Raw genomic sequence first — 25,943 nt, forward strand, 5'->3', positions numbered from 1 at the left:
TTCTTATTGCTGTGCGGGCTGGCCGTAGTCGCGGGCGCCGAACAGGGCCGTACCGATGCGGACCCAGGTAGCGCCCTCGGCGATGGCCGCTTCGAGATCGTGGCTCATGCCCATGGACAGGGTGTCCAGCGGCAGGTTCAGTGAATGGGACAGTTGCTGGAGGCGGGCGAAGGCCGCGTGCTGCTCGGCGCGGTCCTCGGTGGGTTCGGGAATGGCCATCAGCCCGCGCAGGTGCAGGTTGGGCAGGGCCGCCACGGCAGCGGCCAGGGTCGGCAGCTCCTCGGGGCACAGCCGGATTTGCTCGCCTCGCCGCTGACGTTCACCTGCAGGCAGATGTTCAGCGGCGGCAGGTGGGTGGGGCGCTGGGCGGAGAGGCGTTCGGCGATCTTCAGGCGGTCCACCGAGTGCACCCAGTGGAAGTGCTCGGCGATGGGCTTGGTCTTGTTCGACTGGATGGGGCCGATGAAATGCCAGGTCAGCGGCAGGTCGGCCAGTTCCTGCTGCTTGGCCAGGGCCTCCTGCAGGTAGTTCTCGCCGAAATCGACCACGCCGCAGGCATGGGCCTCGCGGATCGCGGCCGCCGGTTTGGTCTTGCTCACGGCCAGCAGGCCGATGGCGGAAAAATCACGCTCCGAGGCTTGCGCCGCCTCACGGATACGCGCGCGAACCTTTGCAATATTCTCTGCTATCGTGGACATTACCTGCGCTCTACAGCCCGGCCTGAGTGGGTCTGCGGCATTCTAACCGCTTGGAATTGGGGAGTCCCATGGATATTACTGAGCTGCTTGCCTTCAGCGCGAAGCAGGGCGCGTCGGACCTGCATCTCTCTGCTGGCCTGCCGCCGATGATCCGCGTCGACGGTGACGTGCGCCGGATCAACCTGCCGGCCATGGACCACAAGCAGGTGCACGCGCTGATCTACGACATCATGAACGACAAGCAGCGCAAGGACTACGAGGAGTTCCTCGAGACCGACTTCTCCTTCGAAGTGCCTGGCGTAGCGCGTTTCCGGGTCAACGCCTTCAACCAGAACCGTGGCGCCGGCGCCGTGTTCCGTACCATTCCCTCGAAGGTACTGAGCATGGAAGACCTGGGCATGGGCGATATCTTCAAGAAGATCTCCGACGTGCCGCGCGGCCTGGTGCTGGTGACCGGGCCGACCGGCTCGGGCAAGTCCACCACCCTGGCGGCGATGCTCGACTACCTCAACGGCACCAAGTACCACCACATCCTCACGGTCGAAGACCCCATCGAATTCGTTCACGAATCGAAGAAGTGCCTGATCAACCAGCGCGAGGTGCACCGCGACACCCTCGGCTTCAACGAAGCCCTGCGCTCGGCACTGCGGGAAGACCCGGACATCATCCTGGTGGGTGAGATGCGTGACCTGGAGACCATCCGCCTGGCACTGACCGCCGCGGAAACCGGTCACCTGGTGTTCGGCACCCTGCACACCACCTCCGCCGCCAAGACCATCGACCGCGTGGTCGACGTGTTCCCGGCCGAGGAAAAGTCCATGGTCCGTTCGATGCTCTCCGAATCCCTGCAGTCGGTCATTTCCCAGACCCTGCTGAAGAAGATCGGCGGCGGTCGCGTGGCGGCCCACGAGATCATGATCGGCACCCCGGCCATCCGTAACCTGATCCGCGAGGACAAGGTGGCGCAGATGTATTCCGCCATCCAGACCGGCGGCGGCCTCGGCATGCAGACCCTGGACAGCTGCCTCAAGGGGCTGGTGGCCAAGGGCCTGGTGAGCCGCGAAAGCGCGCGCGAGAAGGCCAAGAGCCCGGAAAACTTCTAACCAGCGGCGGGCGCCCCGGTCGGGGTGCCCGTTTCGCCGTAGCGCGGCGCCATGCCGCGACGGCAACCCCGGTCATCGGGGCTTTCGGCGTCGCCCCAGGCGACCGGCACGTTCACTGCGAGAAAGACCATGGAATTCGAGAAACTGTTGCGCCTGATGGTCGAGAAGGGCGGCTCCGACCTGTTCATCACCGCCGGCGTCCCCCCGTCGATGAAGGTCAACGGCAAGATCATGCCCGTGACCAAGAACGCCATGTCCCCGGAGCAGACCCGTGAAACCGTTCTCGCGGTGATGAACGAGCAGCAGCGCCGTGACTTCGCCGAGAACCACGAGTGCAACTTCGCCATCAGCGCCCGGGGCATCGGCCGTTTCCGCGTCAGTGCCTTCTACCAGCGCAACCTGGTGGGCATGGTGCTGCGCCGCATCGAGACCAACATCCCCACCCTGGATGACCTCAAGCTGCCGGAAATCCTCAAGAAGCTGGCGCTGACCAAGCGCGGCCTGGTGCTTTTCGTCGGCGCCACCGGCACCGGCAAGTCCACTTCCCTGGCGGCGATGATCGGCTACCGCAACAAGAACAGCAGCGGCCACATCATCTCCATCGAAGACCCGATCGAGTACATCCACCAGCACCAGAGCTGCATCGTCACCCAGCGTGAAGTGGGCATCGACACCGAGTCCTTCGAGGTGGCGCTGAAGAACACCCTGCGCCAGGCGCCGGACGTGATCCTCATCGGTGAGGTGCGGACCCGCGAAACCATGGACCATGCCGTGGCCTTCGCCGAAACCGGCCACCTGTGCCTGGCCACCCTGCACGCCAACAACGCCAACCAGGCGCTGGACCGGATCATCAACTTCTTCCCTGCCGACCGTCAGCAGCAGGTGTGGATGGACCTGTCCCTCAACCTCAAGGCCATCGTCGCCCAGCAACTGGTGCCGACCCCGGACGGCAAGGGCCGCCGCGCGGTGATCGAGGTGCTGATCAACACCCCGCTGGCTGCCGACCTGATCCGCAAGGGCGAGGTCCATGAGCTCAAGCCGCTGATGAAGCGCTCCACCGAGCAGGGCATGCAGACCTTCGACCAGGCGCTGTACACCCTCTACTCCCAGGGCGAGATCACTTACGAAGACGCGCTGCTCTACGCCGACTCGGCGAACGACCTGCGCCTGATGATCAAGCTCGGTTCCGAAACCGACGGCGACCACCTCACGAGCATGAGCGGTGGCCTGTCGCTGGAAGTGTCCGAGGAAGACCCGGGCCGTCGCTTCCGCTGACCGCCCCTTCGCCCTGCTGCGCCTGCCGCAGGGCGTCCACCAGCTCCCGGTAGAGCTGCTCGCCGCCGTCGCGGTTGCGCAGCACCGCCGCCGGGTGCGGTGCCACTGAAATCCACCGGCCTTCATGACGCAGCGGCTTGCCGAGGTAATCGGCCAGGCGGATGCGCTGTGGGTCATGCAGGCCCAGCAGCGAAGCCAGTGCGGTACGCCCCAGGGCCACCACCCATTGCGGCTGACGCTCCTCCAGTTCACGGGCCAGCCAGGGGTGGCAGGCGCGGATCTCCGCCGGCTTGGGCGTGGCGTGCCAGCGCGTCGCCGCGCGGCCCAGTGCGCCGCCCCGGGGCTCCCACTTGAAGTGTTTCACCGCGTTGGTCAGGTAGACCGCCTGGCGTGACAGCCCGGCTTCGGCCAGGGCGCGCTGCAGCACCTGGCCGGCGGGGCCGAGGAAGGGGCGCCCGGCCAGGTCCTCCTGGTCCCCCGGCTGTTCGCCCACCAGCATGATCCGCGCCTGCGCCGGACCTTCGCCCGGCACGGCGCAGGTCGCGTTGCGCCAGATATCGCAGCGCCGGCACTGGTCCAGGCGGGTGTCGGGTGCCCGTTCCGGTTGCGCGGCGTCGCTGGCGATCAGCACCTCCTTGCCCTGGCGGGCGCCCACCTCCGGTGCCTGGGCCAGGCGCTGCCGGCCGGTGCGGGCATCGGCCACCAGTTCGGGGATCAGCGCGCCTTCCGCCAGGTGCTTCCAGAAGCGTGCCGGCATATGGCTGCGCATCACCTCGGGGTTCAGGCGGGACGGGTTGAAGGTGCTGCGGTAATAGGCCGTCCACAGGGATTCGCTCGGGTCGTCGTGACCTTCGATGGCCTCGCGCAGGCCAGGCGGGCAGGGCGACTGGTAGGCCAGGTGCTCGCCATCGAAGTGGGCGAGGCCTTCCGGCGTGCCGATCAGCCAGCTGTGGCGGCCCATGCGCGGCACGAAGTGCTCGGCGCCCAGGTCCAGCACGTCGTGGGCGGGTTCGTGCCAGGCCAGGTAGTCCGGGGCGCCCTGCGCCTTGTCGCCAGGGCGGAAGCGCAGGAAGGCGTGCATGTGGTGGGCCTCGCGGCGCACCGCCTTGATCCGCCGCTGCAGTTCGGAACCGTCGCGGTCGCCGGCGAGCATGGCGCTGCGGTCCCCTTGGGCCACGCGCCACAGTACCTGGTAGAGCAAGGCCCAGCGGTCGTGGGCGCGGAAGCGTGCGGCGTCGGCCAACAGCGCCGGCAACTCCCGGGGAATGGGCACGCTGGCGACGCCGGCGGGAGAGGGCGCTGCGTCGTCGCCGTCGAACAGCCTGGGCGTCCAGTCCACGGCCTGGGGCTCGATGCCCGCCAGCAGCAGCTGCCGGGCTTGGTCACGCCAGCCGGCGAAGCTGCCGTCGAAGCGGATGGCGCGCATCACCAGAGGGCCATCTGCTGGGCCGGGGCATCCCCCAGGCGCTGGCGCAGCACGGTGGATTCCAGGGTGGCGTCGCGGGGGCGGTAGTCCTGGGTGACGATGAAGGGCTTGGCCTTTTCCATGGCGCAGCGCAGGCGCGCCACGTCGGCGTAGCGGATGCGTCGCTGGCGGCGCAGCTCCACCAGGCGGTTGGCACTGAGCACGCCGATACCCGGGACCCGGGCGATCATCGCCGGCTCGGCGCGGTTCAGGTCGAGGGGGAATTGCGCGCGGTTGGCCAGGGCCCAGGCCAGCTTGGGGTCGATGTCCAGGGGCAGGTTGCCGGGGGTGGCGATCAGCTCGCTCACCGCGAAGCCGTAGCCGCGCAGAAGGAAGTCGGCTTGGTACAGGCGGTGTTCGCGCAGCAGCGGTGGGGCTTCGAAGGGCACGGTCTTCGGGCTCTGCGGGATGGGGCTGAAGGCGGAGTAGTAGACGCGCTTGAGGCGATAGGCGCCGTACAGCGTCTGCGCGGTGTCGAGGATGGTGCGGTCGTCGGTGTCGTCGGCGCCGACGATCATCTGCGTGCTCTGCCCGGCGGGGGCGAAGGCCGGCGCGCGTTTCTCCGCGCTGGCCTCTTCCACGCCCAGGCGGATGCGGCCCATGGCGCGGCGGATCGGTGCACCGCGCTTCTCCGGGGCCAGGCGGGTGAGGCCGTCCTCGGTGGGCAGCTCGATGTTGACGCTGAGGCGGTCGGCGTAGCGCCCGGCTTCGGCGATCAGCTCCGGCGCCGCGTCGGGGATGGTCTTCAGGTGGATGTAGCCGCGGAACTGGTGCTCTTCGCGCAGCAGGCGGGCCACGCGGATCAACTGCTCCATGGTGTAGTCGGAGGAACGGATGATGCCGGAGCTGAGGAACAGCCCGCTGATGCAGTTGCGCCGGTAGAAATCCAGGGTCAGGGTCACCACCTCCTCGGGGGTGAAGCGGGCGCGGGGCACGTCGCTGGAGCGGCGGTTGACGCAGTACTGGCAGTCGTAGAGGCAGAAGTTGGTCAGCAGGATCTTCAGCAGTGCCACGCAGCGGCCATCGGGTGTGAAGCTGTGGCAGATGCCCATGCCGTTGGTGGCGCCGACGCCGGCCTTGCCCGCCGAGCTGCGCTTGGGGGCGGCGCTGCTGGCGCAGGAAACGTCATACTTGGCGGCGTCGGCCAGCACGGTTAGTTTGTCGATGAGTTCCATGGAAAGGGCTGCGAATAGCTGTATGTGTATACAGTATTTGTCGGTCCTGAAGCCTGCGCAAGTCCGTCGTCGACGGATGGTCGCGATCTGAAGGAGTACGCATGCAACGCCCTGACACCCACAACATGCTGATCGGCTACCTGCTGTGGATATTCGGTTTCCTCGGCGCCCACCGCTTCTACTACGGCAAGCCGGTGAGCGGCACCCTCTGGTTCTTCACCTTCGGCCTGTTCTTCATCGGCTGGATCATCGACCTGTTCCTCATCCCGTCCATGGACCGCGAAGCCTCGCTGCGCTTCAACGCCGGCTCCCACGACTACACCGTCGCCTGGATCCTGCTCACCTTCCTCGGCGTCTTCGGCGTGCACCGCATGTACCAGGGCAAGTGGATCACCGGCATCCTCTACCTGTTCACCGGCGGGTTCTTCCTGCTGGGCGTGCTCTACGACTTCTGGACCCTGAACACCCAGGTCTCGGTGCTCAACGCCCGCCGTTGAGCCGTTGCTCAGGCATGAAAAAGCCCGCCATCTGGCGGGCTTTTTCGTGACCGGGCGGCTCAGGCCTGATAGGTGATGTGCCCGTCCATCAGGGTGTAGCGCACCTTGCCCGGCAGATCCTGGCCGAGGAAGGGGCTGTTGCGCCCCTTGGACAGCCATTGCTCACCGGCGCGGGTGCGGGCTTGCGGGTCGAACAGCACCAGGTCGGCCGGGGCGCCCACGGCGAGGCGACCCACCGGCAGGCGCAGGGCGCGGGCCGGGCCGGCGGTGAGGCGGGCGAGCAGGGTCGGCAGGTCGAGCAGGCCGTCTTCCACCAGGCTCAGGGCCAGCGGCAGCAACAGCTCGACGCTGCTGATACCCGGCTCGGTGGCGGCGAAGGGGGCCAGCTTGGCGTCCGCTTCGTGGGGCTGGTGGTGGCTGGCGATGGCGCCGATCACGCCACTCTTCACCGCTTCACGCAGGCCGTCGCGGTCGGCGCGGGTGCGCAGAGGCGGTTGCACGTGGTAGAGGCTGGAGAAGTCGATCAGCGCCTCGTCGGTGAGCAGCAGTTGGTACAGCGCCACGTCGGCGGTCACCGGCAGGCCACGGGCCTGCGCTTCGGCGATCATCTGTGCGCCCCGGGCGCTGGTGAGCTGGCTGAAGTGCGCGCGCACGCCGCTCTGCTCCACCAGCAGCAGGTCACGGGCCAGGGCCACGGTCTCCGCGCTCTCGGGAATGCCGGCCAGGCCGAGGAAGCCGGCGGTGGCGCCCTCGTGGGCCATGCCGCCGTCCGCGAGCGAAGCGTCCTGGGCGTGGAAGATCAGCGTCAGGTTGAAGGTGGCCGCGTATTCCATGGCGCGGCGCAGGGTGCGGTTGCTGTCGAAACTGGCCAGGCCGTTGGAGAAGGCGACGCAGCCGGTGTCGCGCAGGGCGACCAGCTCGGCCAGTTGCTCGCCGGCCAGGCCCTTGCTCAGGGCGCCGACGGGGAAGACCTTGGTGTGGCCGGCTTCGCGGGCGCGGTCGAGGATCAGCTCGGCCACGGCCGGGGTGTCCAGCACCGGGCGGGTCAGCGGCGGGCAGCACAGGCTGGTGACGCCACCGGCGGCGGCGGCGCGGGTTTCGCTGTCGATGCTGCCCTTGCGGCTGTAGCCCGGCTCGCGCAGGGCGGCGTTGAGGTCCACCAGGCCGGGCGCGGCCACCAGGCCCTTGGCGTCGATGCTGTGTTCGGCTTCGTAGCCGGCGGGCGCCTGGCCGATGGCGGCCACCTTGCCGGCTTCCAGGTATAGGTCGGTGACCTGGTCGGTGCCGCTGGCGGGGTCGATAAGGCGGGCGCCGATGATGTGGGTACGCATCAGTTCTGCACCTCGGCTTCCTGGTTGATCTGGCGTTGGGTGTTCTGGCCGCTCATGGCCATGGACAGCACGGCCATGCGGATGGCGATGCCGTAGGTGACCTGGTTGAGGATCACCGAGTGGGCGCCGTCGGCCACCGCCGATTCGATCTCCACGCCACGGTTGATCGGGCCAGGGTGCATGACGATGGCATCGGGCTTGGCCAGCGCCAGGCGCTGGGTGCTGAGGCCGTAGAGGCGGTAGAACTCGCCTTCGCTGGGCAGCAGGCCGCCCTGCATGCGCTCGCGCTGCAGGCGCAGCATGATCACCACGTCGACGTCCTTGAGGCCTTCGGCCAGGTCGGTGTAGACGCTGACGCCGTACTGCTCGATGCCGATGGGCAGCAGGGTCTTGGGCGCGATTACGCGGATGTCCGGGCAGCCCAGCGCCTTGAGCGCGAGCATGTTCGAGCGCGCCACGCGGGAGTGCAGGATGTCGCCGACGATGGCCACCGAGAGGTTCTCGAAACCACCCTTGTGGCGGCGGATGGTGAGCATGTCGAGCATGCCCTGGGTCGGGTGCGCGTGGCGCCCGTCACCGCCGTTGATGATGGCCACGTCCGGGCATACGTGCTCGGCGATGAAGTGGGCGGCGCCGGAGTCGGCGTGGCGCACCACGAACATGTCGGCGGCCATGGCCTCCAGGTTGCGCAGGGTGTCGAACAGCGTCTCGCCCTTGCTGGTGGAGGAGGTGGAGACGTTGAGGGTGATCACGTCCGCGGACAGCCGCTGGGCCGCCAGTTCGAAGGTGGTACGGGTGCGCGTGGAGTTCTCGAAGAACACGTTGCACACGGTCTTGCCGCGCAGCAGCGGGACCTTCTTCACGGCGCGGGCGCCGACTTCGAGGAAGGAGTCGGCGGTGTCGAGGATTTCCGTCAGCAGCTCGCGGGGCAGGCCGTCGAGCGAGAGGAAGTGGCGCAGCTGGCCCTGATCGTTGAGCTGCAGCGGGCGCTTGGCGTCTGTCGGCATGGGGCAGGCCCTGGGGGTCGGGAGTTTCAGGAAGCGGGGGTGAGGACCTGGCGCTCGAGGGCGAGCGGCGCGGGGCCGAGCAATTTTACCCGTTCATCGGCGGCGAGCGACAGGGTGGCGCCGACCACGTCGGGGCGGATCGGCAGCTCGCGGGCGTTGAGGTCCAGCAGGCTGACCAGGGTCACGCTGGCCGGGCGGCCGTAGTCGAACAGCTCGTTCATGGCTGCGCGCACGGTGCGGCCGCTCATCAGCACGTCGTCGATGAGGATCAGGTGCTGGCCTTCGATCTCGAACGGCAGCTCGGAGGGGCGCACCTGCGGGTGCAGGCCGTTCTGGGTGAAGTCGTCGCGGTAGAAGGAAACGTCCAGGGTGCCCAGGGGCTCTTCGCTGCCCAGCTCCGCCAGCAGGGCCTGGGCGACCCAGACACCGCCGGTGCGGATGCCGATGAAACGGGGGTTGGCGATGCCGCGCGCGGCCAGGTGGGCGTTCAGCGCGCTGGCCATCTGCGGCAGCAGTTCGGCCGGGTTGGGCAGGGTCATGTGCGTTCCTCGCTATTCGTGTCCGGGGTGTTCCGCCAGCCAGCCTTCCAGCAGGAGGGCGGCAGCCAGGGCGTCGACGGGGTTGTCGCGGTAACCACCGCGCTGGCCCTGGGCGAGCCGCTGGCCCTTGGCTTCGAAGGTGGTCAGGCGTTCGTCATGGGTGAAGACCGGCAGGTTGAAGCGACCGTTGAGGCGCCGCGCGAACTTCTCCGCACGCTCGCTCATGTCGCTGGGGGTGCCGTCCATGTTCAGCGGCAGGCCGACGACGATGGCGTCCGGCTGCCATTCCTTGAGCAGGGCCTCGACCTTCTGCCAGTCCGGTACGCCGTTCTGCGCCTTGAGCACGCAGAGTTCGCGGGCCTGGCCGGTGACGGCCTGGCCGACGGCGACGCCGATCTGCTTGGTGCCGTAGTCGAAGCCCAGCAGCAGGCGCAGTGGCTTGGCGGCCATCAGGCGTGCCCGGCCTGGGTGGTGAGCAGGTTGAGGTTGATCCCGAGGCGCGCGGCGGCAGCGGCGAGGCGCTGGTCGGCGGCGGTGTCGAAGAGGATGGCCGGGTCGGCCGGGCAGGTGAGCCAGGCGTTGTCCACCAGCTCGGCTTCCAGCTGGCCGGCATCCCAGCCTGCATAGCCGAGGGTGATCAGGCTTTTTTGCGGGCCCTGGCCTTCGGCGATGGCGAAGAGCACGTCCTGGGAAGTGGAGAGCGCCAGGTCGCCCAGCTCCAGGGTGGCCTGGAAGGTCAGGCCGCTGGGGTGGAGGACGAAGCCGCGGTCGGTCTGCACCGGGCCGCCGGCGTAGATCGGCAGGGTCTGGCAGCGGGCGGGCGGGTCGATCTCCGGGCGCAGCTGCTCGAGCACATCGCTGAGGTTGAGGCCGTTGGGGCGGTTGATCACCAGGCCCATGGCGCCCTGCTCGTTGTGTTCGACGAGGTAGGTGACGGTCTGGGCGAAATTGGGATCGTCCATGTGCGGCATGGCGATCAGGAAGTGGTGCTTGAGGTAGGTGGGCGCGGTGCTTTTCATGGGCGCTAGTTTCGACCTTCGCGCCGCAAGCTTCAAGCGCGGTCAGTTGCTCGACAGGCGGTCGCCGCGCTCGAAACGCCAGGTGCGGATGATTTCCAGGCGGTCGATGTCGGCCAGGTCGCCGGTGAAGGGGGCGAAGGGGGCGGCGAGGCGGACGATACGCATGGCGGCCTGGTCCAGCACCGGTTGGCCGGAGGATTCCAGGAGCTGCACTTCATAGAGGGTGCCGTCACGGTTGATCGACACCAGCAGGCGCAGGCTGCCGTAGAGGCGCTGGCGGCGGGCTTCCTCGGGGTAGTTGAGGTTGCCGACGCGTTCGATCTTCTTGCGCCAGTCGTCCTTGTACCAGGCGCCCTTGTCGCGCATGGTCGAGGCGGCGTTGAGGCGGTGGATGCGTGGGCGCTTGGCGTAGAGCTGGCGCTCCTGGGACAGCTCGGCCTCCAGGCTGGCGATCTCCGAGGACAGCTGGGTGCTGTCGAACACCGGTGCCGGGCGGGCTTCGGGTTCGGGCTTGGCTTCCTCGTGCTTGACCGTGGTCTTCTGCACCTTGGGCGCGGTGGTGGCGACGGCGGCCTTGGGCGCTTCCTGGCGCGCGGCCTGCTGCGGCGCCGCCGGCGGCGTGACCTTCTTGATCTCCTGGTCCTGGAACGGCGCCTGCTCGGTGGTCTTGGGCGTGTCCTTGTGTTCCAGGGTGCCGCTGCCCTGCTGGTTCATCTGCGCCAGGTAGTCGGCCTTCTCGGGCTTCTTGTCGCTCTTGAAGCTGGCGAGGGTGACTTCCAGGGTCTTGCTGATCTGGCTGGGGTCGGCAAAGGTGAAACCGACCCCGAGGATGAAGGCAACGTGCAGCACGGCCGCGAGGAACAGGGTGAAACCCAGCCGGTCCGCCGGGCGTACGCCGGAGGAGGGGAAGTCGGAAAAATCAGCGGCTGCGTTCATCGCACATCGGATCTGCTCAGGATGGCGCGCAGTCTGCCGAACTGGGGCGGCAGGCTGCAAGTTGCATGTCCAAAGCTGTTAGCTGCATCAAGCTTGGGGCTTGCGCCCGTTCTCGGCGAGCTTGGTCTGGATGACGTCCATGAGGCGATCACCGATGCGCGTGTCATAGGCGGCGTCGATCTCGCGGATGCAGGTCGGGCTGGTGACGTTGATTTCGGTGAGGCTGTCGCCGATCACGTCCAGGCCGACGAACAGCAGGCCGCGCTCGCGCAGGGTCGGGCCCACGGTGGCGGCGATCTCGCGGTCGCGCTCGGACAGTGGTCGCGCCTCGCCACGGCCGCCGGCCGCCAGGTTGCCCCGGGTCTCGCCAGCGGCGGGAATGCGCGCCAGGCAGTAGGGTACCGGTTCACCGTCTATCATCAGAATGCGCTTGTCGCCGTCCTTGATCGCGGGCAGGTAGCGCTGGGCCATGATCTGCTCGGCGCCGTGGCGGGTCAGGGTCTCGAGAATGACGGAAAGGTTCGGATCGCCCTCGCGGTGGCGAAAAATCATCGATCCGCCCATGCCATCAAGGGGTTTGAGAATGATGTCACGCTGCTCTTTCGCAAACTCGCGCAGAATATCAGCCCTGCGACTGACCAGTGTCGGTGGGGTCAGTTGAGGGAACAGGGTGGCGAAGAACTTCTCGTTGCAGTCGCGAAGGCTCTGCGGGCGGTTCACCACCAGCACGCCGGCGCGTTCGGCCTGTTCCAGCAGGTAGGTCGAATAGACGAACTCGTTGTCGAAGGGCGGGTCCTTGCGCATGAGGATCACATCCAGCTCGGCCAGCGGGGCGTCGCTCTCGTCTTCCAGCTCGTACCAGCGTTGAGGATCGGCGAACACGTTCAGCGGCCGCATGCGGGCGCGGGCTTCGCCGGCCTTCTGGTACAGGTCCTGCTGCTCCATATAGTAGAGGGACCATCCGCGGGCCTGGGCTGCCAGCAGCATGGCCAGGGAGCTGTCCTTCTTGAAGGAGATGTGCGCAATGGGGTCCATGACGATCCCGAGGCGAACGCTCATGGGTGTGTTCTCCGCGACTGTTTAATAAAGAGGGGCACTGGAGAATTCCGGGCCCGGTAACGAGGCGTTCAGGTTGGCGCTGGAGGTTGTCGCGGTCAAGGGAAACCTCGCCGCATGGACTAGGATTCCCGGAGGCTGGCGCTTTGTAGCTTGCGTCCGGAGAGTGTGCTAAAAAGGCCCGACGATTGGGTCGTAGCCCGTCGCTGACAGGGCCTCAGGCGCACTGAACTAAGCAAAATAACGACTCACCGAGGCGATGGTAGGGCGAACATGGAACAGCATTCCGAGGGTTTGAAGGTCATGGTGATCGACGATTCGAAAACGATTCGTCGCACCGCTGAAACTCTGCTGAAGAAGGTGGGTTGCGAGGTCATTACGGCCGTCGACGGCTTCGACGCATTGGCCAAGATCGCCGATACTCACCCCAATATCATTTTCGTCGACATCATGATGCCGCGGCTCGATGGCTATCAGACCTGCGCCCTGATCAAAAACAACAGTGCTTTCAAGTCCACCCCGGTGATCATGCTGTCCTCGAAGGACGGCCTGTTCGATAAGGCCAAGGGTCGCATCGTTGGTTCCGATCAATACCTCACCAAGCCTTTCAGCAAGGAAGAGTTGCTCGGCGCGATCAAGACTCACGTGCCTGATTTCACCCCGGTGGAACAAGCCTCCTGAAGTCCGGCCTCCCATGGCCGGTGATGCCTTTCCGTTTTGGGGACAAACATGGCTCGTATTCTGATTGTTGATGACTCGCCGACCGAGATGTACAAACTGACCGCCATGCTCGAGAAGCACGGCCATCAGGTACTCAAGGCCGAGAATGGCGCCGATGGCGTTGCCCTGGCTCGCCAGGAAAAACCCGACGCCGTGCTGATGGACATCGTCATGCCCGGCCTGAACGGCTTCCAGGCCACGCGTCAGCTGACCAAGGACGCCGAGACCAGCCACATTCCGGTGATCATCGTCACCACCAAGGACCAGGAAACCGACAAGGTCTGGGGCAAGCGTCAGGGCGCGAAAGACTACCTGACCAAGCCGATCGACGAAGACACCCTGCTGAAAACCCTCAACGCAGTACTGGCCGGCTGATGCCGGAACAGTCCGTCGATAACTAGAAGAAAGAAGGCCCTGGCCGGCATGTCGGACGCGCAGACCCCTTTCCAGCTTCTCCTCGAGATCGACCAGCGCTGCCGTGCGCTGGCGGCGGGCCTCCCTGCGCAGCAGGAAACCGTACAGACCTGGAGCGGCATCGGCTTCCGCATGGGCGAGCGTCTGTTCGTGGCGCCCATGGGCGAGGTCGGCGAGGTGCTTCACGAGCCGCGGCACACGCTGCTGCCGGGCGTGAAGTCCTGGGTCAAGGGCGTGGCCAACGTGCGTGGCCGGCTGTTGCCGATCATGGACCTGTGCGGGTTCTTCGGTGGTGAACTGTCGCCCCTGCGCAAGCAGCGCAGGGTGCTGGTGGTAGACCACCAGGAAATCTTCGCCGGGCTGATCGTCGACGAGGTCTACGGCATGCAGCATTTCCCGGTGGATTCGTTCTCCGAGGAACTGCCTCCCCTGGAGGCGGCGATCCAGCCGTTCATCCACGGTGTGTTCCAGCGCGAGCAACCCTGGCTGGTGTTCAGCCCTCACGTGCTGGCGCAGCACCAGGTGTTCCTCGACGTGGCGGTATAGCTTTATCCGCATCCGGCCTCAGGGCCGGGTGCGGCGGGCCGTTTCCGGGAGGGGCGGTTCAGCGTGGCGGGGCGATTCCCCGGCACGCACGCGGCGCCGGTGGTGCCGTTGATTCAAGGTTGGGCCGGTTCATGCCGGCCCTTTGGCGTTACATGGAAATCGTTGTGTTGTTGGTCCAGGCGGGGGCCCGATAATGAAAAAACTTAACGCAGGCAATCTACTTGCGGGAACGCGCAGTAGTACGTTGATCGCAGGGCTGTTCGTGGTCCTGATCGTGTCCATCGTGCTGTTGTTCGCCAACTTCGCATACCTGAACACCCAGGCGAACTACGACAAGGAATACCTCAGCCACTCCGGTGAGCTGCGCGTACTGTCCCAGCGTATCGCCAAGAACGCCACCGAAGCGGCGGCGGGCAAGGCCGAGGCCTTCGCCCTGTTGAAAGACGCCCGTAACGACTTCGAGAAGCGCTGGAACATCCTCGTCAATGGCGACGAGAACACCGGTCTGCCGCCCGCTCCGGAAGGCGTGAAGGCCGAGATGGATGCCGTGCAGGCCGACTGGAACAGCCTGCGGCAGAACTCCGACGCCATCCTTGCCAGCGAACAGACCGTTCTCTCCCTGCACCAGGTAGCCGCGACCCTGGCGGAAACCATTCCGCAGCTGCAGGTCGAGTACGAGGAAGTGGTCGACATCCTGCTGGAAAGCGGCGCGCCCGCCGACCAGGTCTCGGTAGCCCAGCGCCAGTCGCTGCTGGCCGAACGTATCCTCGGCTCGGTGAACAAGGTACTGGCCGGTGACGAAGACTCCGTACAGGCCGCCGACATGTTCGGCCGCGACGCCAGCCTCTTCGGTCGTGTACTGAACGCGATGCTGGAAGGCAACGCGGCGATGGAAATCTCCAAGGTGACCGACAACGAAGCCCTGGAGCGCCTGCAGGAGATTTCCGAGCTGTTCGAATTCGTTTCCGGTTCCGTGGACGAGATTCTCGAAACCTCGCCCGAACTGTTCCAGGTCCGTGAATCCGCCAACACCATCTTCACCGGTTCGCAGACCCTGCTGGACAAGGCCTCCACCCTGGCCGGCGGCTTCGAGAAGCAGGCCGAAGGCCGTAGCTTCAACACCCTCGCCGGTTACCTGCTGGGCGCCCTGGCCTTGGGTTCGATCATCCTGATCGGCCTGGTCATGGTTCAGACAACCCGCAGCCGACTGGCCGAGACCGCCGAGAAGAACGAACGTAACCAGGCGGCGATTCTGCGACTGCTCGACGAAATCGCCGACCTCGCGGACGGTGACCTGACAGTGGCCGCGACCGTAACCGAGGACTTCACCGGTGCGATCGCGGACTCCATCAACTACTCGATCGACCAGCTCCGCGACCTCGTAGAGACCATCAACCTGACAGCCGTGCAGGTAGCGGCGGCGGCCCAGGAAACCCAGGCCACTGCAATGCACCTCGCCGAAGCGTCCGAGCACCAGGCGCAGGAAATCGCCGGCGCCTCGGCGGCCATCAACGAGATGGCGGTGTCGATTGACCAGGTATCGGCGAACGCCTCGGAATCCTCCGCGGTAGCGGAACGTTCCGTAGCCATCGCCAACAAGGGCAACGAAGTGGTGCACAACACCATCACCGGCATGGATAACATCCGTGAGCAGATCCAGGACACCTCGAAGCGGATCAAACGCCTCGGTGAATCGTCCCAGGAGATCGGTGACATCGTTAGCCTGATTAACGACATTGCCGACCAGACCAACATCCTCGCACTGAACGCCGCGATCCAGGCGTCCATGGCCGGTGACGCGGGCCGCGGCTTCGCCGTGGTAGCGGACGAGGTCCAGCGACTCGCGGAACGTTCCTCCGCCGCGACCAAGCAGATCGAGGCCCTGGTAAAAACCATTCAGACCGACACCAACGAAGCGGTTATCTCCATGGAACAGACCACCTCCGAGGTGGTACGTGGTGCGCGTCTGGCGCAGGACGCCGGTGTGGCACTGGAAGAGATCGAGAAGGTATCCAAGACCCTCGCGGCCCTTATCCAGAACATCTCCAACGCCGCTCGTCAGCAAGCGTCCTCGGCGGGCCACATCTCCAACACCATGAACGTGATCCAGGAGATCACCTCGCAGACCTCCGCAGGTACCACTGCTACCGCCAAGAGCATTGGTAACCTGGCCAAGATGGCCAGCGAGATGCGCAAATCGGTATCCGGCTTCAACCTGCCGGACGCTCCGGAACAGGCCTGACCAAGGGAGATGCCGCGGCTTGACGCCGCGGCGCAGCGGCCATGAGCGAGAGGCACGACAGCATGCAGCCAAGCGGCGTGTGGGCCTTGAAACCCCTGGCCGACATGACGCCCGCGCAGTTCCACGACTGGCAGTCGCTGCTCGAGGAACGCACGGGTGTGGTGATCAACGAACAGCGTCGCGCCTTCCTGCAGACCAATCTCACTGCACGGATGCGCGAACTGGGCGTTGACGACTACAGCATCTACTACCGCCAGGTCACAGACGGCCCGCGTGGTGCTGTGGAATGGTCCACGCTGCTGGACCGCCTCACCGTTCAGGAAACCCGGTTCTTTCGCCATCGCCCCTCCTTCGACCTGCTCGACGCCTACTTGCGTGAGCGGGTCGCTGCGGGCCTGGACAGCCCTTTGGCGCTCTGGAGCGTCGGCTGTTCCAGCGGCGAGGAGCCTTATTCGCTGGCGATTGCCGCCGCCGAGGCGCTGCAGGACAGCGACCGGCCGGAATTCTTCGGTGTGACCGGTACCGACATCAGCCTCAGCGCCCTGAACAAGGCGCGGGAAGGGGTGTATGGGGCACGCCGCCTGGAACAGCTGGATGCTGACCAGGGCGAACGTTATTTCCAGGTCATGGACGATGGCCGCTTCAAAGTTGTTGAGAGCCTGGCCGCGCGCGTTTGCTGCGCCCGGCTCAATGTGCTGGAACTGGCGAAGGCGCCAATGTCCGGCATGGACGTAATCTTCTGTCAGAACCTGTTGATCTATTTTCGCCGCTGGCGTCGCCGTGAAATCCTCAACCGCCTGGCCGAGCGCCTGGCGCCGGGAGGCCTGATGGTGGTGGGCGTGGGCGAAGTAGTGGGTTGGCACCATCCGGACTTGATTCCGGTGGCCAACGATCAGGTTCTGGCATTCACCCGGAAGGGATAGCAGACGGCTATGAGTGATCGGCACGATTATGTCGCCCTTGAGTGGGTCAAGGGCGAGATCGCGGAAACCCTGAAGCAGGCGCGACAGGCTCTGGAGGCGTTCGTCGAGAACACCCAGGACCCGACGCGCATGCGTTTCTGCCTGACCTACGTGCACCAGGTCCACGGCACCCTGCAGATGGTCGAATTCTACGGCGCGGCTTTGCTCGCCGAAGAAATGGAACAGCTTGCCCAGGCGCTGATGGAAGGTCGCGTGACCAACCAGGGCGAAGCCCTGGAAGTGCTGATGCAGGCCATCCTGCAGCTGCCGGTCTACCTCGACCGCATCCAGAGTGCGCGCCGCGACCTGCCCATGGTGGTGCTGCCGCTGCTCAACGACCTGCGCGCGGCGCGGGGCGAGAAACTGCTGTCGGAAACCAGCCTGTTCTCCCCGGACCTCTCCAGCCGCCTGCCCGCGCTGTCCATGGACGCCCTGGCACAGATGCGCACCGCCGAACTGCCGGTGCTGCTGCGCAAGCTGCGGCAGATGCTGCAGCTGGCCCTGGTGGGGATCATCCGCAACCAGGACCTGGCCACCAACCTCGGCTACATGGCGCGCGTCTTCGCCCGCCTCGAATCCCTGTGCAAGGAAGCGCCCCTCGGCACGCTCTGGCCCATCGCCTCCGGCATGGTCGAAGGCCTGGCCAATGGCAGCGTGGTCAACGGCACCTCCGTGCGCACCCTGCTGCGGCAGATCGACAAGGAACTCAAGCGCCTGCTCGACCAGGGCGCCGACGGCATCAACCAGCCGGCTCCCGAGGAGCTGGTCAAGAACCTGCTGTTCTACATCGCCAAGGCCCCTGCCCAGTCGCCGCGTATCCGCGCCCTGAAGGAGCAGTACCGCCTCGACGAAGCGCTGCCCGACACCGACGTGGTGGACGAGGAGCGTGCCCGCCTCGCCGGCCCCGACCGCGACGCCATGCGCTCGGTGGTCACCGCCCTCTGCGAGGAGCTGGTACGGGTCAAGGACAGCCTGGACATCTTCGTGCGCAGCGATCGCCGTGGCGTCGCCGAGCTGGATTCCCTGCTGGCCCCCCTCAAGCAGATCGCCGACACCCTCGCCGTGCTGGGCTTCGGTCAGCCGCGCCGGGTCATCCTCGACCAGATCGACGTTGTCCACAGCCTGTCCCTCGGCCAGCGCGAACCCAATGACGCCGTGCTGATGGACGTCGCCGGCGCGCTGCTCTATGTAGAAGCCACCCTCAATGGCATGGTCGGCCCGGCCGATGACCGCCGCGCCGAAGAAAGCCACCTGCCCACCACCGACGTGGCGCAGATCCACCAGTTGGTGATCAAGGAAGCGCGCAATGGCCTGGAACAGGCCAAGGACGCGATCATCGAGTTCATCGCCTCGCAGTGGAACCACGAGCACCTGGCTCGCGTCCCCGAGCTGCTGACCCAGGTCCGTGGTGGCCTGGCGATGATCCCGCTGAGCCGTGCCGCGACCCTGCTGGAAGCCTGCAACCGCTACATCCAGGAGCAGCTCCTGGCGCGCAAGGCCGTGCCCAACTGGCAGAGCCTGGACACCCTCGCCGACGCCATCACCAGCGTCGAGTACTACCTCGAACGTCTCTCCGAAGACCACGCGACCCAGGGCGACCTGATTCTCGACGTGGCCGAGGAAAGCCTGGAGGCGCTGGGCTACCCGCTGAAGGAAAAGCCCTCGATCCTCGACCGCATCGAGCCGGAAGAAGAACCGCTGCCCCTGGCCGACCCGCTGCAGGAAATCGAAGTGCTGGCCGCTGAGGAATCGGAACTGGTCGAGCCGCTGGACCTGGAGCCCCTGGCCGCTGGTGACGACGTACTGGTTGCCGCCGAATTCGCCGAGCCGGTCGCCGCCGAGAGCACCGAGGAAACGCCGCCGGGCGCCCTCGACGCCCTGCCGGAACTCGAGCCGCTGCCCGAGCTTGAACCCCTTGCCGAGCTGGAACCGGCCATCGACGCCGAGCCCGAGCGGGTTGCCGAACCCGTCGCCAGCTTCGACGAACTGCCGGACCTCGACCCGCTGCCCGAACTGGACGCGCTCACCGAGCCCGCCGCCCTGGGCGAGCTGGACGCCCTGCCGGCCCTGGACGAACTGAGCCTCGAAGCGCCCGCTGCCGACAGCGCCGAGCTGCTGGTCTCCGACGACAACTGGAACCTCGGCGAGCTGCCGACCGAAGCGCCCGAAGTCATCGACTTCAGCCTTGATGTGCCGCTGGAGCTGCATGCCGCCCAGGAACCCCAGGACAACCTGGAGCCCCTGCAGAGCTTCGATCTGGACGACCTGGAGCCGCTGCCGGACGCCACGCCGCTGGAAAGCCTCGAACCGCTCGAAGGCGAAGTCCTCAGCCTGGAGCCGCTGCCCGAGTCCACGATGAGCTGGGATGACATGGAGCTCACCGGCCTCGACCTCCCCGAGGTCGAGCTGCCCGCTGCGCCCATCGAGCCACAGGCACCTGTTGTCGAAGAGCACAAGCCGCTGTCCATGGCCGATGTCATGGCCGCGCCCACCCAGGCCATCAACCCGCCTGCCGGCGACGTGCCGCCCAGCCTGCTGCCGCCGCCCGCCGACGAAGAGCCGGTGGATGACGAGTTGCTGGAAGTCTTCATCGAAGAGGCCGGCGAAGTCCTGGAGACCATCGGTGACTTCCTGCCCCAGTGGCTGGCCGACACCGACAACAAGGAAGCCCTGACCGAAATCCGCCGCGCCTTCCACACCCTCAAGGGCAGTGGTCGCATGGTGCGCGCGCTGGTCATCGGCGAACTCTCCTGGTCCATCGAGAACCTGCTCAACCGCGTGCTGGATCGAAGCATCCAGCCCGACGAAGATGTCCGTGGCGTAATCCAGGACGTGGTCGCCCTGCTGCCGCAACTGGTCGACGAATTCGCCGCCAAGGCCCAGCGCCAGCGCGACGATGTCGACCACCTGGCCGCCGAGGCACACGCCCTGGCGAAGGGGCAGCGACTCCCAAAATCTGAAGCCCCGGACTCAGCACAGGCAGTCGAGCCCGAGGGCGAGCCGGAAGCACCGTCCGTGGCGGAAGCCCCGAGCGTTGCCGAAAGCGACGAAGAGCCGCTCGACCCGCAGTTGCTGGAGATCTTCCGCAATGAGGCCGAGACGCACCTCGACAGCCTGGTGGGCTTCCTCGCCGACTGCGCCCAGTCCCTGCCGCAGCCGGTCACCGACAGCCTCCAGCGTGCCCTGCACACCCTCAAGGGCAGTGCGCACATGGCGGGCATCCTGCCGATCGCCGAGATCGCCACGCCCCTGGAAAAGCTGGCCAAGGAATACAAGACCAACCTGGTGCAGATGGACCTGGCCGAGGCCGAGCTGCTGCGCGACGCCGAACACCTGTTCCGCGCCGGGCTGGAGCAACTGGAAACCACGCCGCTGGCGGGGATCCCCGGCACCGCCGAGTTCCTCGAGCGTGTGCAGCAGCTGCATCAGGATCGTCTCGGCGCCGCCGAAGCCGCGCGCCTGGGTGAGCGGGGCGAGGCGGTACGCGACCCGCAGTTGATCTCCATATTCCTCGCTGAAGGCATGGACATCCTGCTGGATGCCGAAGACCTGCTGCGCCGCTGGCGCGAGCACCCGTCCGAGCGCCAGGAACTGGGAGCCCTGCTGGAAGAACTGAACACCCTCGGCCGCGGTGCCGAGATGGCCGAGCTGCCGCAGATCGAAGAGCTCTGCGAAGCCCTGCTCGACACCTACGGTTCCGTGGAAGAAGGCAGCCTCGCCGTCAGCGAGCGCTTCTTCGCCGAAGCCGAGCGTGCCCACGAAGCGCTGATCGGCATGATGGACCAGGTGGCTGCGGCCCTTCAGGTCACGCCCCAGCCCGAGCGCGTGCAGGCCCTGCGCGAGCTGCTGCAGGAAGCGGTCGACCCCGCTGCCCTGGCGCTGCTCGATCCCAAGCTGACCACCGGGCTGACCATCGAGGAACTCGATGAGACGGACCTGGAAGGCCTGATCGACTGGAACGCCACCGACGCCGAGCTGCCGCCCCTGGCGGAGCTGATGGAAGAGCCTGCGCAGTTCGACGAGGTGACCCTGCCCGAGCTGACCGCTGCCGGCCTGGAGGAGGACCTGTCCTCGCCGATCGTCGAGCCGGAGCCGGTGGTCGAGGCCCCTGCGGCCCACACGCCCAGCGTCTATGAATCCCTCGACGAGGAAATGGTCGCCATCTTCCTCGAAGAGGCGGTGGATATCCTGGAAAGCGCCGGGCAATCCCTCGACCGTTGGTTGGGCGAACCCGACAACCATGGCTCGCTGCTGTCGCTGCAGCGTGACCTGCACACCCTCAAGGGTGGTGCGCGCATGGCCGAGATCGCCCCCATCGGTGATCTCGCCCATGAACTCGAATCCCTTTACGAAGGCCTGGTGGATCGCCGCTTCAGCTACTCGCCGGCCCTCGGCGGCCTGCTGCAGCAGAGCCACGACAGCCTCGCCGTGCTGCTCGACCAGCTGCAGGCACGCATGCCGCTGAACGACCCGCAGGCGCTGATCCATGCCATCCGCACCTTTCGCCAGAACGGTGGGCTGAGCCTTTCCGCAGCAGCGGTTGCGCTACCGCTCGACGACATCGAAGACCTCGCCGAGGTCGAAGCGATCGAGCCAGCTGACGACGCCCCAAGCGCCGAGCTTGGTGAGAGCATCGTCATCGACGAAGAACAGCCGCCCCTGGCGTTGATCGACGAAGCCGACCCGCTGGACACCCAGGCGGCCATCGACGCCATCGACGCGGTGGTGGAGGAGCTGCCGGCGGAAGCCGTGGCCGAGCTGCTGCCCGATGCCCCTGCGGACGTCGACCCCGAATTGCACGTGCTGCACGCTGAACCGGTGAGCGACGACGAGCCCGAGCTCGACCAGTGGCTGGTTGACGAGGCCCAGGAAAGCGCGCCGGCTGTCGCCGAAGCCGAAGCCGAAGCCGAAGCCGAAGCCGAAGCCGAAGCCGAAGCCGAAGCCGAAGCCGAAGCCGAAGCCGAAGCCGAAGCCGAGCTTGAAGCTGAGCCCGTGATCGAGCTGCACGCCGAGCCGGAAGTGCTGGACCTGTCTGAGGTCGAAGCGCCTGCTGCCATCGAGCCCGAGTTCGTGCCGGCACCGGTGATCGAAGCACCCCGCGCCGTCGAGCCCGTCTCCAGTGCCTTCGATGATCGCGATCCGGAACTGGTGGAAATCTTCCTCGAGGAAGGTTTCGACATCATCGACAGCGCCGGCGCTTCGCTGCAGCGCTGGATGGACGACGTCAACAACATCCTCGAAGTCGAAGCCCTGCAACGTGACCTGCACACCCTCAAGGGTGGTGCGCGCATGGCCGAGATCCGCGAGATCGGCGACCTCGCCCACGAACTCGAATTCCTTTATGAAGGCCTCTGCGGCGGGCGCCTGCGCGCCAGCCCGGGCCTGTTCGCCCTGCTCCAGGCCTGCCATGACCGCCTCGCCGAGATGCTCGAAGCGGTGCGTGACAAGCGTGGCGTGCCCAGCGGCGATGCCCTGATCGACGCCATCAAGCGCTTCCGGGCCAACCCGGACGAGCAGCTGAGCATGCCCTCCAGCGTGCACCTGCAGCCGGCTGCCCAGGTGGTCGATGACGATGCCAGCGAAAGCGACGACATCCTCGACATCTTCCTCGAAGAGGCCGACGACCTGCTCGAAGCCATGGAGCGCACCATCGGTCGTTGGGAAGAGCAGCGCGAGGACGGTGCCCAGATCGACGAGCTGCTGCGCCTGCTGCACACCCTCAAGGGTGGTGCGCGCCTGGCCGGGCAGAAACGCCTGGGCGATCTCAGCCATGACCTCGAACAGCACCTGACCGAAGCACAGCAGCAAGGGGCGCCCTGGCCGGACAGCCTGTTCCTCGACGTGCAGTCCGGCTTCGACGGCCTGCAGGCCGAGCTCGACCAACTGCGCGAGCGCCTGAACGCGGTGCTCGCCGAAGAAACCCAGGAACCGGAAGCCCACGAGCCGGCCCCGGCAGCTCCTGCCCCCGTGCCCACCCTGGCCGCGCCCATGGTCGCTGCCAGCGCCGTGCCGCAGGTCGTGACCGAGAACAAGGTCCTGCCCTTCGTCCGCAAGGCCCAGGAAGCCGCACTGGACGCCGCCTCCCGCCGCGCACCCCAGGAGCTGGTCAAGGTACCGGCGGACCTGCTCGAAGGCCTGGTCAACCTGGCGGGTGAAACCTCGATCTTCCGTGGTCGTGTCGAGCAGCAGGTAAGCGACTTCAGCTTCACCCTGAGCGAGATGGAGGCCACCATCGAACGGGTCCGCGACCAGCTGCGCCGCCTCGACACCGAAACCCAGGCGCAGATCCTCAGCCGCTACCAGGCCGAGGCCGAGCGTGCCGGCTACGAGGACTTCGACCCGCTGGAGATGGACCGCCACTCGCAGCTGCAGCAGCTGTCCCGTGCGCTGTTCGAGTCCGCGTCCGACTTGCTGGACCTCAAGGAAACCCTGGCGGCGCGTAACCGCGATGCCGAAACCCTGCTGCTGCAACAGGCACGTGTCAACACCGAGCTGCAGGAAGGCCTGATGCGTACGCGCATGGTGCCCTTCGACCGCCTGGTGCCGCGCCTGCGCCGGATCGTCCGCCAGGTGGCGAGCGAACTGGGCAAGCAGGTGGAATTCGTCGTCGGCAACGCCGAAGGCGAGATGGACCGTACCGTCCTCGAACGGATCGTCGCGCCGCTGGAGCACATGCTGCGCAACGCCGTGGACCATGGCATCGAATCCGTCGACGCACGCCGCGCCGCCGGCAAGTCGGAAACCGGCACCATCCGCCTGACCCTGGGCCGCGAGGGTGGCGATATCGTCCTCGCCCTGGCCGACGACGGCGGTGGCATCCGTCTCGACGCCGTGCGCCGCAAGGCCATCGAGCGCGGGATGATGGACAGCGAATCCGACCTCTCCGACTACGAGGTGCTGCAGTTCATCCTCGAAGCCGGCTTCTCCACTGCCGAGAAGGTCACGCAGATCTCCGGCCGTGGCGTGGGCATGGACGTGGTGCACTCCGAGGTGAAACAGCTCGGCGGCTCCATGAGCATCGACTCGACGCCGGGCGAGGGCACCCGCTTCCTCATCCGCCTGCCGTTCACCGTATCGGTGAACCGCGCGCTGATGGTGCTCTCCGGCGAAGACCTTTACGCCATCCCGCTGAACACCATCGAAGGTATCGTGCGGGTCTCCCCGTACGAGCTGGAGGCTTACTACCAGCCCGATGCCCCGCGCTTCGAGTACGCCGGCCAGGCCTACGAACTGAAGTACCTGGGCGACCTGCTGAACAACGGCCAGCAACCCAAGCTGGTGGGCCAGAGCCTGCCGCTGCCGGTGATCCTGGTGCGCTCCACCGAGCACGCCGTGGCGGTCCAGGTGGACTCCCTGGCGGGCTCCCGCGAGATCGTGGTGAAGAGTCTCGGCCCGCAGTTCTCCGGGGTGCACGGCATCTCCGGCGCCACCATCCTCGGTGACGGCCGCGTGGTGGTGATTCTCGACCTGCTGGCGACCATCCGCGCCATGCACGCACACCTGGTGCAGATGCTGCCGCGCTCCGCCACCCAGGCCGCTCTGCCGGCGGAACTCGATCACGACCGTCCGCCGCTGGTGATGGTGGTGGACGACTCGGTCACCGTGCGCAAGGTCACCAGCCGCCTGCTGGAACGCAACGGCATGAACGTGCTCACCGCCAAGGATGGGGTGGACGCGATCTCGCAACTGCAGGAACACCGCCCGGACATCATGCTGCTGGACATCGAGATGCCGCGCATGGACGGTTTCGAAGTGGCCACCCTGGTGCGCCACGATGAGCGACTGAAAGACCTGCCGATCATCATGATCACCTCGCGTACCGGTGAGAAACACCGTGAGCGGGCCATGACCATCGGCGTCAACGACTACTTGGGCAAGCCGTACCAGGAGTCCCTGCTGCTTGAAACCATCCAGCGACTGGTCAAGGGAAATGACTGAGAAAACCTCTGCGCGTATCGCCGTCATCGCCGACACCTCGCTGCAGCGCCATGTGCTGCAGCAGGCGCTGGCGGGCAACGGCTACCAGGTGGTGCTCAACAGCGATCCGGCACGGCTGGATGAGGAAACCCTGAGCGCCTGCGAAGTGGACCTGTGGTTGGTGGACCTGGCGCAGTCGGACGACTCGCCCTTGGTCGACAACCTGATGGAACGCGCCAGCGCACCGGTGCTGTTCGGCGAGGGCCATGCCCCGAGCGCCACTCGGAGAATTACCCGCGCTGGGAGCGTCGCCTGTTCGGCAAGCTCAAGCGCCTGGTGGGCGACCCGGCCGTGGCCGTCGGCCCCAGCCTCGAAGCCCTGCTCAGCGATGCGCAGCGCCCGGCGCGCCTGGACCTGCCCCGCGCCCTGGCCGACACGCCGCTGGTAGCCGGTGAGCCGGCACGCCAGGTGTGGCTGCTGGCGGCGTCCCTCGGTGGCCCGGCTGCGGTGAAGGCCTTCCTTGATGCCTTGCCCGGCGGCCTGCCCGTTGGCTTCATCTATGCCCAGCACATCGACCCGACCTTCGAAACGGCGCTGCCCCAGGCCGTCGGCCGTCACAGCCAGTGGCCGGTCAACCTGGCCCGCCCCGGTGATGCGGTGCGTGCCGGTGAAGTGGTGGTGGTGCCCATCAGCCATGAACTCAGCTTTGCCGAAGACGGTGCCATGCTGGTGGGCGAACGCCCGTGGCCGGAGCCCTACAGCCCGTCCATCGACCAGGTGATGCTCAACCTCGCCCAGCACTACGGTGCCCAGTGCGGGGTCATCGCCTTCAGCGGCATGGGCAGCGACGGCAGTGCAGCCGCCGCCTATGTACGCCGCCAGGGCGCGCCGATCTGGACCCAGCGTGGCGACAGCTGCGCCTGCGCCAGCATGCCCGACAGCCTGCGCGAGGGTGGCTACAGCACCTTCAGCGCCGATCCCCGCGAGCTGGCCCAGGCGCTGGTGAACCACCTGGCGGAGCAGTGCGCCTAAGGCCCGAGG

General features: G+C 66.6%; 18 protein-coding genes and 2 pseudogenes. 10 read left to right on the top strand and 10 right to left on the bottom strand.

What is annotated here, in order from left to right; genetic code table 11:
* Positions 1-3: 3 nt before the first annotated feature.
* Positions 4-698, bottom strand: a pseudogene (locus tag PSm6_RS12080) (YggS family pyridoxal phosphate-dependent enzyme).
* 68 nt (positions 699-766) lie between these two features.
* Between PSm6_RS12080 and PSm6_RS12085 the strand changes: the two are divergent.
* Both PSm6_RS12085 and PSm6_RS12090 read left to right on the top strand, forming a co-directional pair.
* Positions 767-1,801: a type IV pilus twitching motility protein PilT gene (locus PSm6_RS12085; protein WP_021218361.1), complete on the top strand. Its 1,035-nt coding sequence runs from the start codon at positions 767-769 to the stop codon at positions 1,799-1,801.
* Between the two features lie 129 nt (positions 1,802-1,930).
* Complete coding sequence (locus PSm6_RS12090; RefSeq protein WP_021218362.1) at positions 1,931-3,076, top strand: PilT/PilU family type 4a pilus ATPase; 1,146 nt, start codon at positions 1,931-1,933, stop codon at positions 3,074-3,076.
* Here PSm6_RS12090 and PSm6_RS12095 read toward each other — a convergent pair.
* On the bottom strand, positions 3,009-4,502 hold the full coding sequence (locus tag PSm6_RS12095; RefSeq protein WP_265170285.1) for a UdgX family uracil-DNA binding protein: 1,494 nt from the start codon (positions 4,500-4,502) through the stop codon (positions 3,009-3,011). The two genes, PSm6_RS12090 and PSm6_RS12095, sit on opposite strands and share 68 nt — an antisense overlap.
* Entirely contained in the window at positions 4,502-5,716 is a 1,215-nt protein-coding gene (locus PSm6_RS12100) for a putative DNA modification/repair radical SAM protein (protein ID WP_265170287.1), read from the bottom strand. Before PSm6_RS12100 ends, PSm6_RS12095 begins: the two co-directional genes overlap by 1 nt.
* A 101-nt stretch (positions 5,717-5,817) precedes the next feature.
* Here PSm6_RS12100 and PSm6_RS12105 point away from each other — a divergent pair, with 101 nt between their 5' ends.
* Positions 5,818-6,213: an NINE protein gene (locus tag PSm6_RS12105; RefSeq protein ID WP_021218365.1), complete on the top strand. Its 396-nt coding sequence runs from the start codon at positions 5,818-5,820 to the stop codon at positions 6,211-6,213.
* 59 nt (positions 6,214-6,272) lie between these two features.
* On the opposite strand, the gene PSm6_RS12110 is transcribed toward PSm6_RS12105, so the two are convergent.
* The 7 genes from PSm6_RS12110 to gshB form a co-directional block, all read right to left on the bottom strand.
* Positions 6,273-7,544, bottom strand: a complete 1,272-nt coding sequence (locus tag PSm6_RS12110; protein ID WP_265170288.1) for a dihydroorotase — start codon at positions 7,542-7,544, stop codon at positions 6,273-6,275.
* On the bottom strand, positions 7,544-8,551 hold the full coding sequence (locus PSm6_RS12115; protein WP_021218367.1) for an aspartate carbamoyltransferase catalytic subunit: 1,008 nt from the start codon (positions 8,549-8,551) through the stop codon (positions 7,544-7,546). Before PSm6_RS12115 ends, PSm6_RS12110 begins: the two co-directional genes overlap by 1 nt.
* Positions 8,552-8,577: 26 nt before the next feature.
* Positions 8,578-9,090, bottom strand: a complete 513-nt coding sequence (gene pyrR / locus PSm6_RS12120) for a bifunctional pyr operon transcriptional regulator/uracil phosphoribosyltransferase PyrR (RefSeq protein WP_021218368.1) — start codon at positions 9,088-9,090, stop codon at positions 8,578-8,580.
* A 12-nt stretch (positions 9,091-9,102) separates the two neighbouring features.
* Complete coding sequence (gene ruvX, locus PSm6_RS12125) at positions 9,103-9,543, bottom strand: Holliday junction resolvase RuvX (protein ID WP_031287348.1); 441 nt, start codon at positions 9,541-9,543, stop codon at positions 9,103-9,105.
* Complete coding sequence (locus PSm6_RS12130; RefSeq protein WP_265170289.1) at positions 9,540-10,109, bottom strand: YqgE/AlgH family protein; 570 nt, start codon at positions 10,107-10,109, stop codon at positions 9,540-9,542. The genes ruvX and PSm6_RS12130 overlap by 4 nt, the downstream gene beginning before the upstream one ends.
* A gap of 42 nt (positions 10,110-10,151) precedes the next feature.
* The gene (locus tag PSm6_RS12135) at positions 10,152-11,045 is read right to left on the bottom strand and encodes an energy transducer TonB (protein ID WP_043240847.1); all 894 of its coding nucleotides are present in this window, start codon (positions 11,043-11,045) and stop codon (positions 10,152-10,154) included.
* 87 nt (positions 11,046-11,132) lie between these two features.
* Positions 11,133-12,104, bottom strand: a complete 972-nt coding sequence (gene gshB / locus PSm6_RS12140) for a glutathione synthase (RefSeq protein ID WP_021218372.1) — start codon at positions 12,102-12,104, stop codon at positions 11,133-11,135.
* Between the two features lie 270 nt (positions 12,105-12,374).
* Between gshB and pilG the strand changes: the two genes are divergently transcribed.
* From pilG to PSm6_RS12175, 7 genes and pseudogenes are all read left to right on the top strand, one after another.
* Entirely contained in the window at positions 12,375-12,782 is a 408-nt protein-coding gene (gene pilG, locus PSm6_RS12145; protein ID WP_021218373.1) for a twitching motility response regulator PilG, read from the top strand.
* A gap of 48 nt (positions 12,783-12,830) precedes the next feature.
* Entirely contained in the window at positions 12,831-13,196 is a 366-nt protein-coding gene (gene pilH / locus PSm6_RS12150) for a twitching motility response regulator PilH (protein WP_003458790.1), read from the top strand.
* A gap of 48 nt (positions 13,197-13,244) precedes the next feature.
* Positions 13,245-13,781, top strand: a complete 537-nt coding sequence (locus PSm6_RS12155; protein WP_021218374.1) for a chemotaxis protein CheW — start codon at positions 13,245-13,247, stop codon at positions 13,779-13,781.
* 193 nt (positions 13,782-13,974) lie between these two features.
* Positions 13,975-16,023, top strand: coding sequence for a methyl-accepting chemotaxis protein (locus PSm6_RS12160; RefSeq protein ID WP_031287349.1), 2,049 nt, complete (start codon positions 13,975-13,977; stop codon positions 16,021-16,023).
* Between the two features lie 62 nt (positions 16,024-16,085).
* Positions 16,086-16,946: a CheR family methyltransferase gene (locus PSm6_RS12165; RefSeq protein ID WP_265170523.1), complete on the top strand. Its 861-nt coding sequence runs from the start codon at positions 16,086-16,088 to the stop codon at positions 16,944-16,946.
* Between the two features lie 9 nt (positions 16,947-16,955).
* Complete coding sequence (locus PSm6_RS12170; protein ID WP_265170292.1) at positions 16,956-24,923, top strand: Hpt domain-containing protein; 7,968 nt, start codon at positions 16,956-16,958, stop codon at positions 24,921-24,923.
* Positions 24,916-25,934, top strand: a pseudogene (locus tag PSm6_RS12175) (chemotaxis protein CheB). Before PSm6_RS12170 ends, PSm6_RS12175 begins: the two are co-directional and overlap by 8 nt.
* Positions 25,935-25,943: the final 9 nt, after the last annotated feature.

It is taken from the genome of Pseudomonas solani, assembly GCF_026072635.1.
Classification (GTDB): Bacteria; Pseudomonadota; Gammaproteobacteria; order Pseudomonadales; family Pseudomonadaceae; genus Metapseudomonas; species Metapseudomonas solani.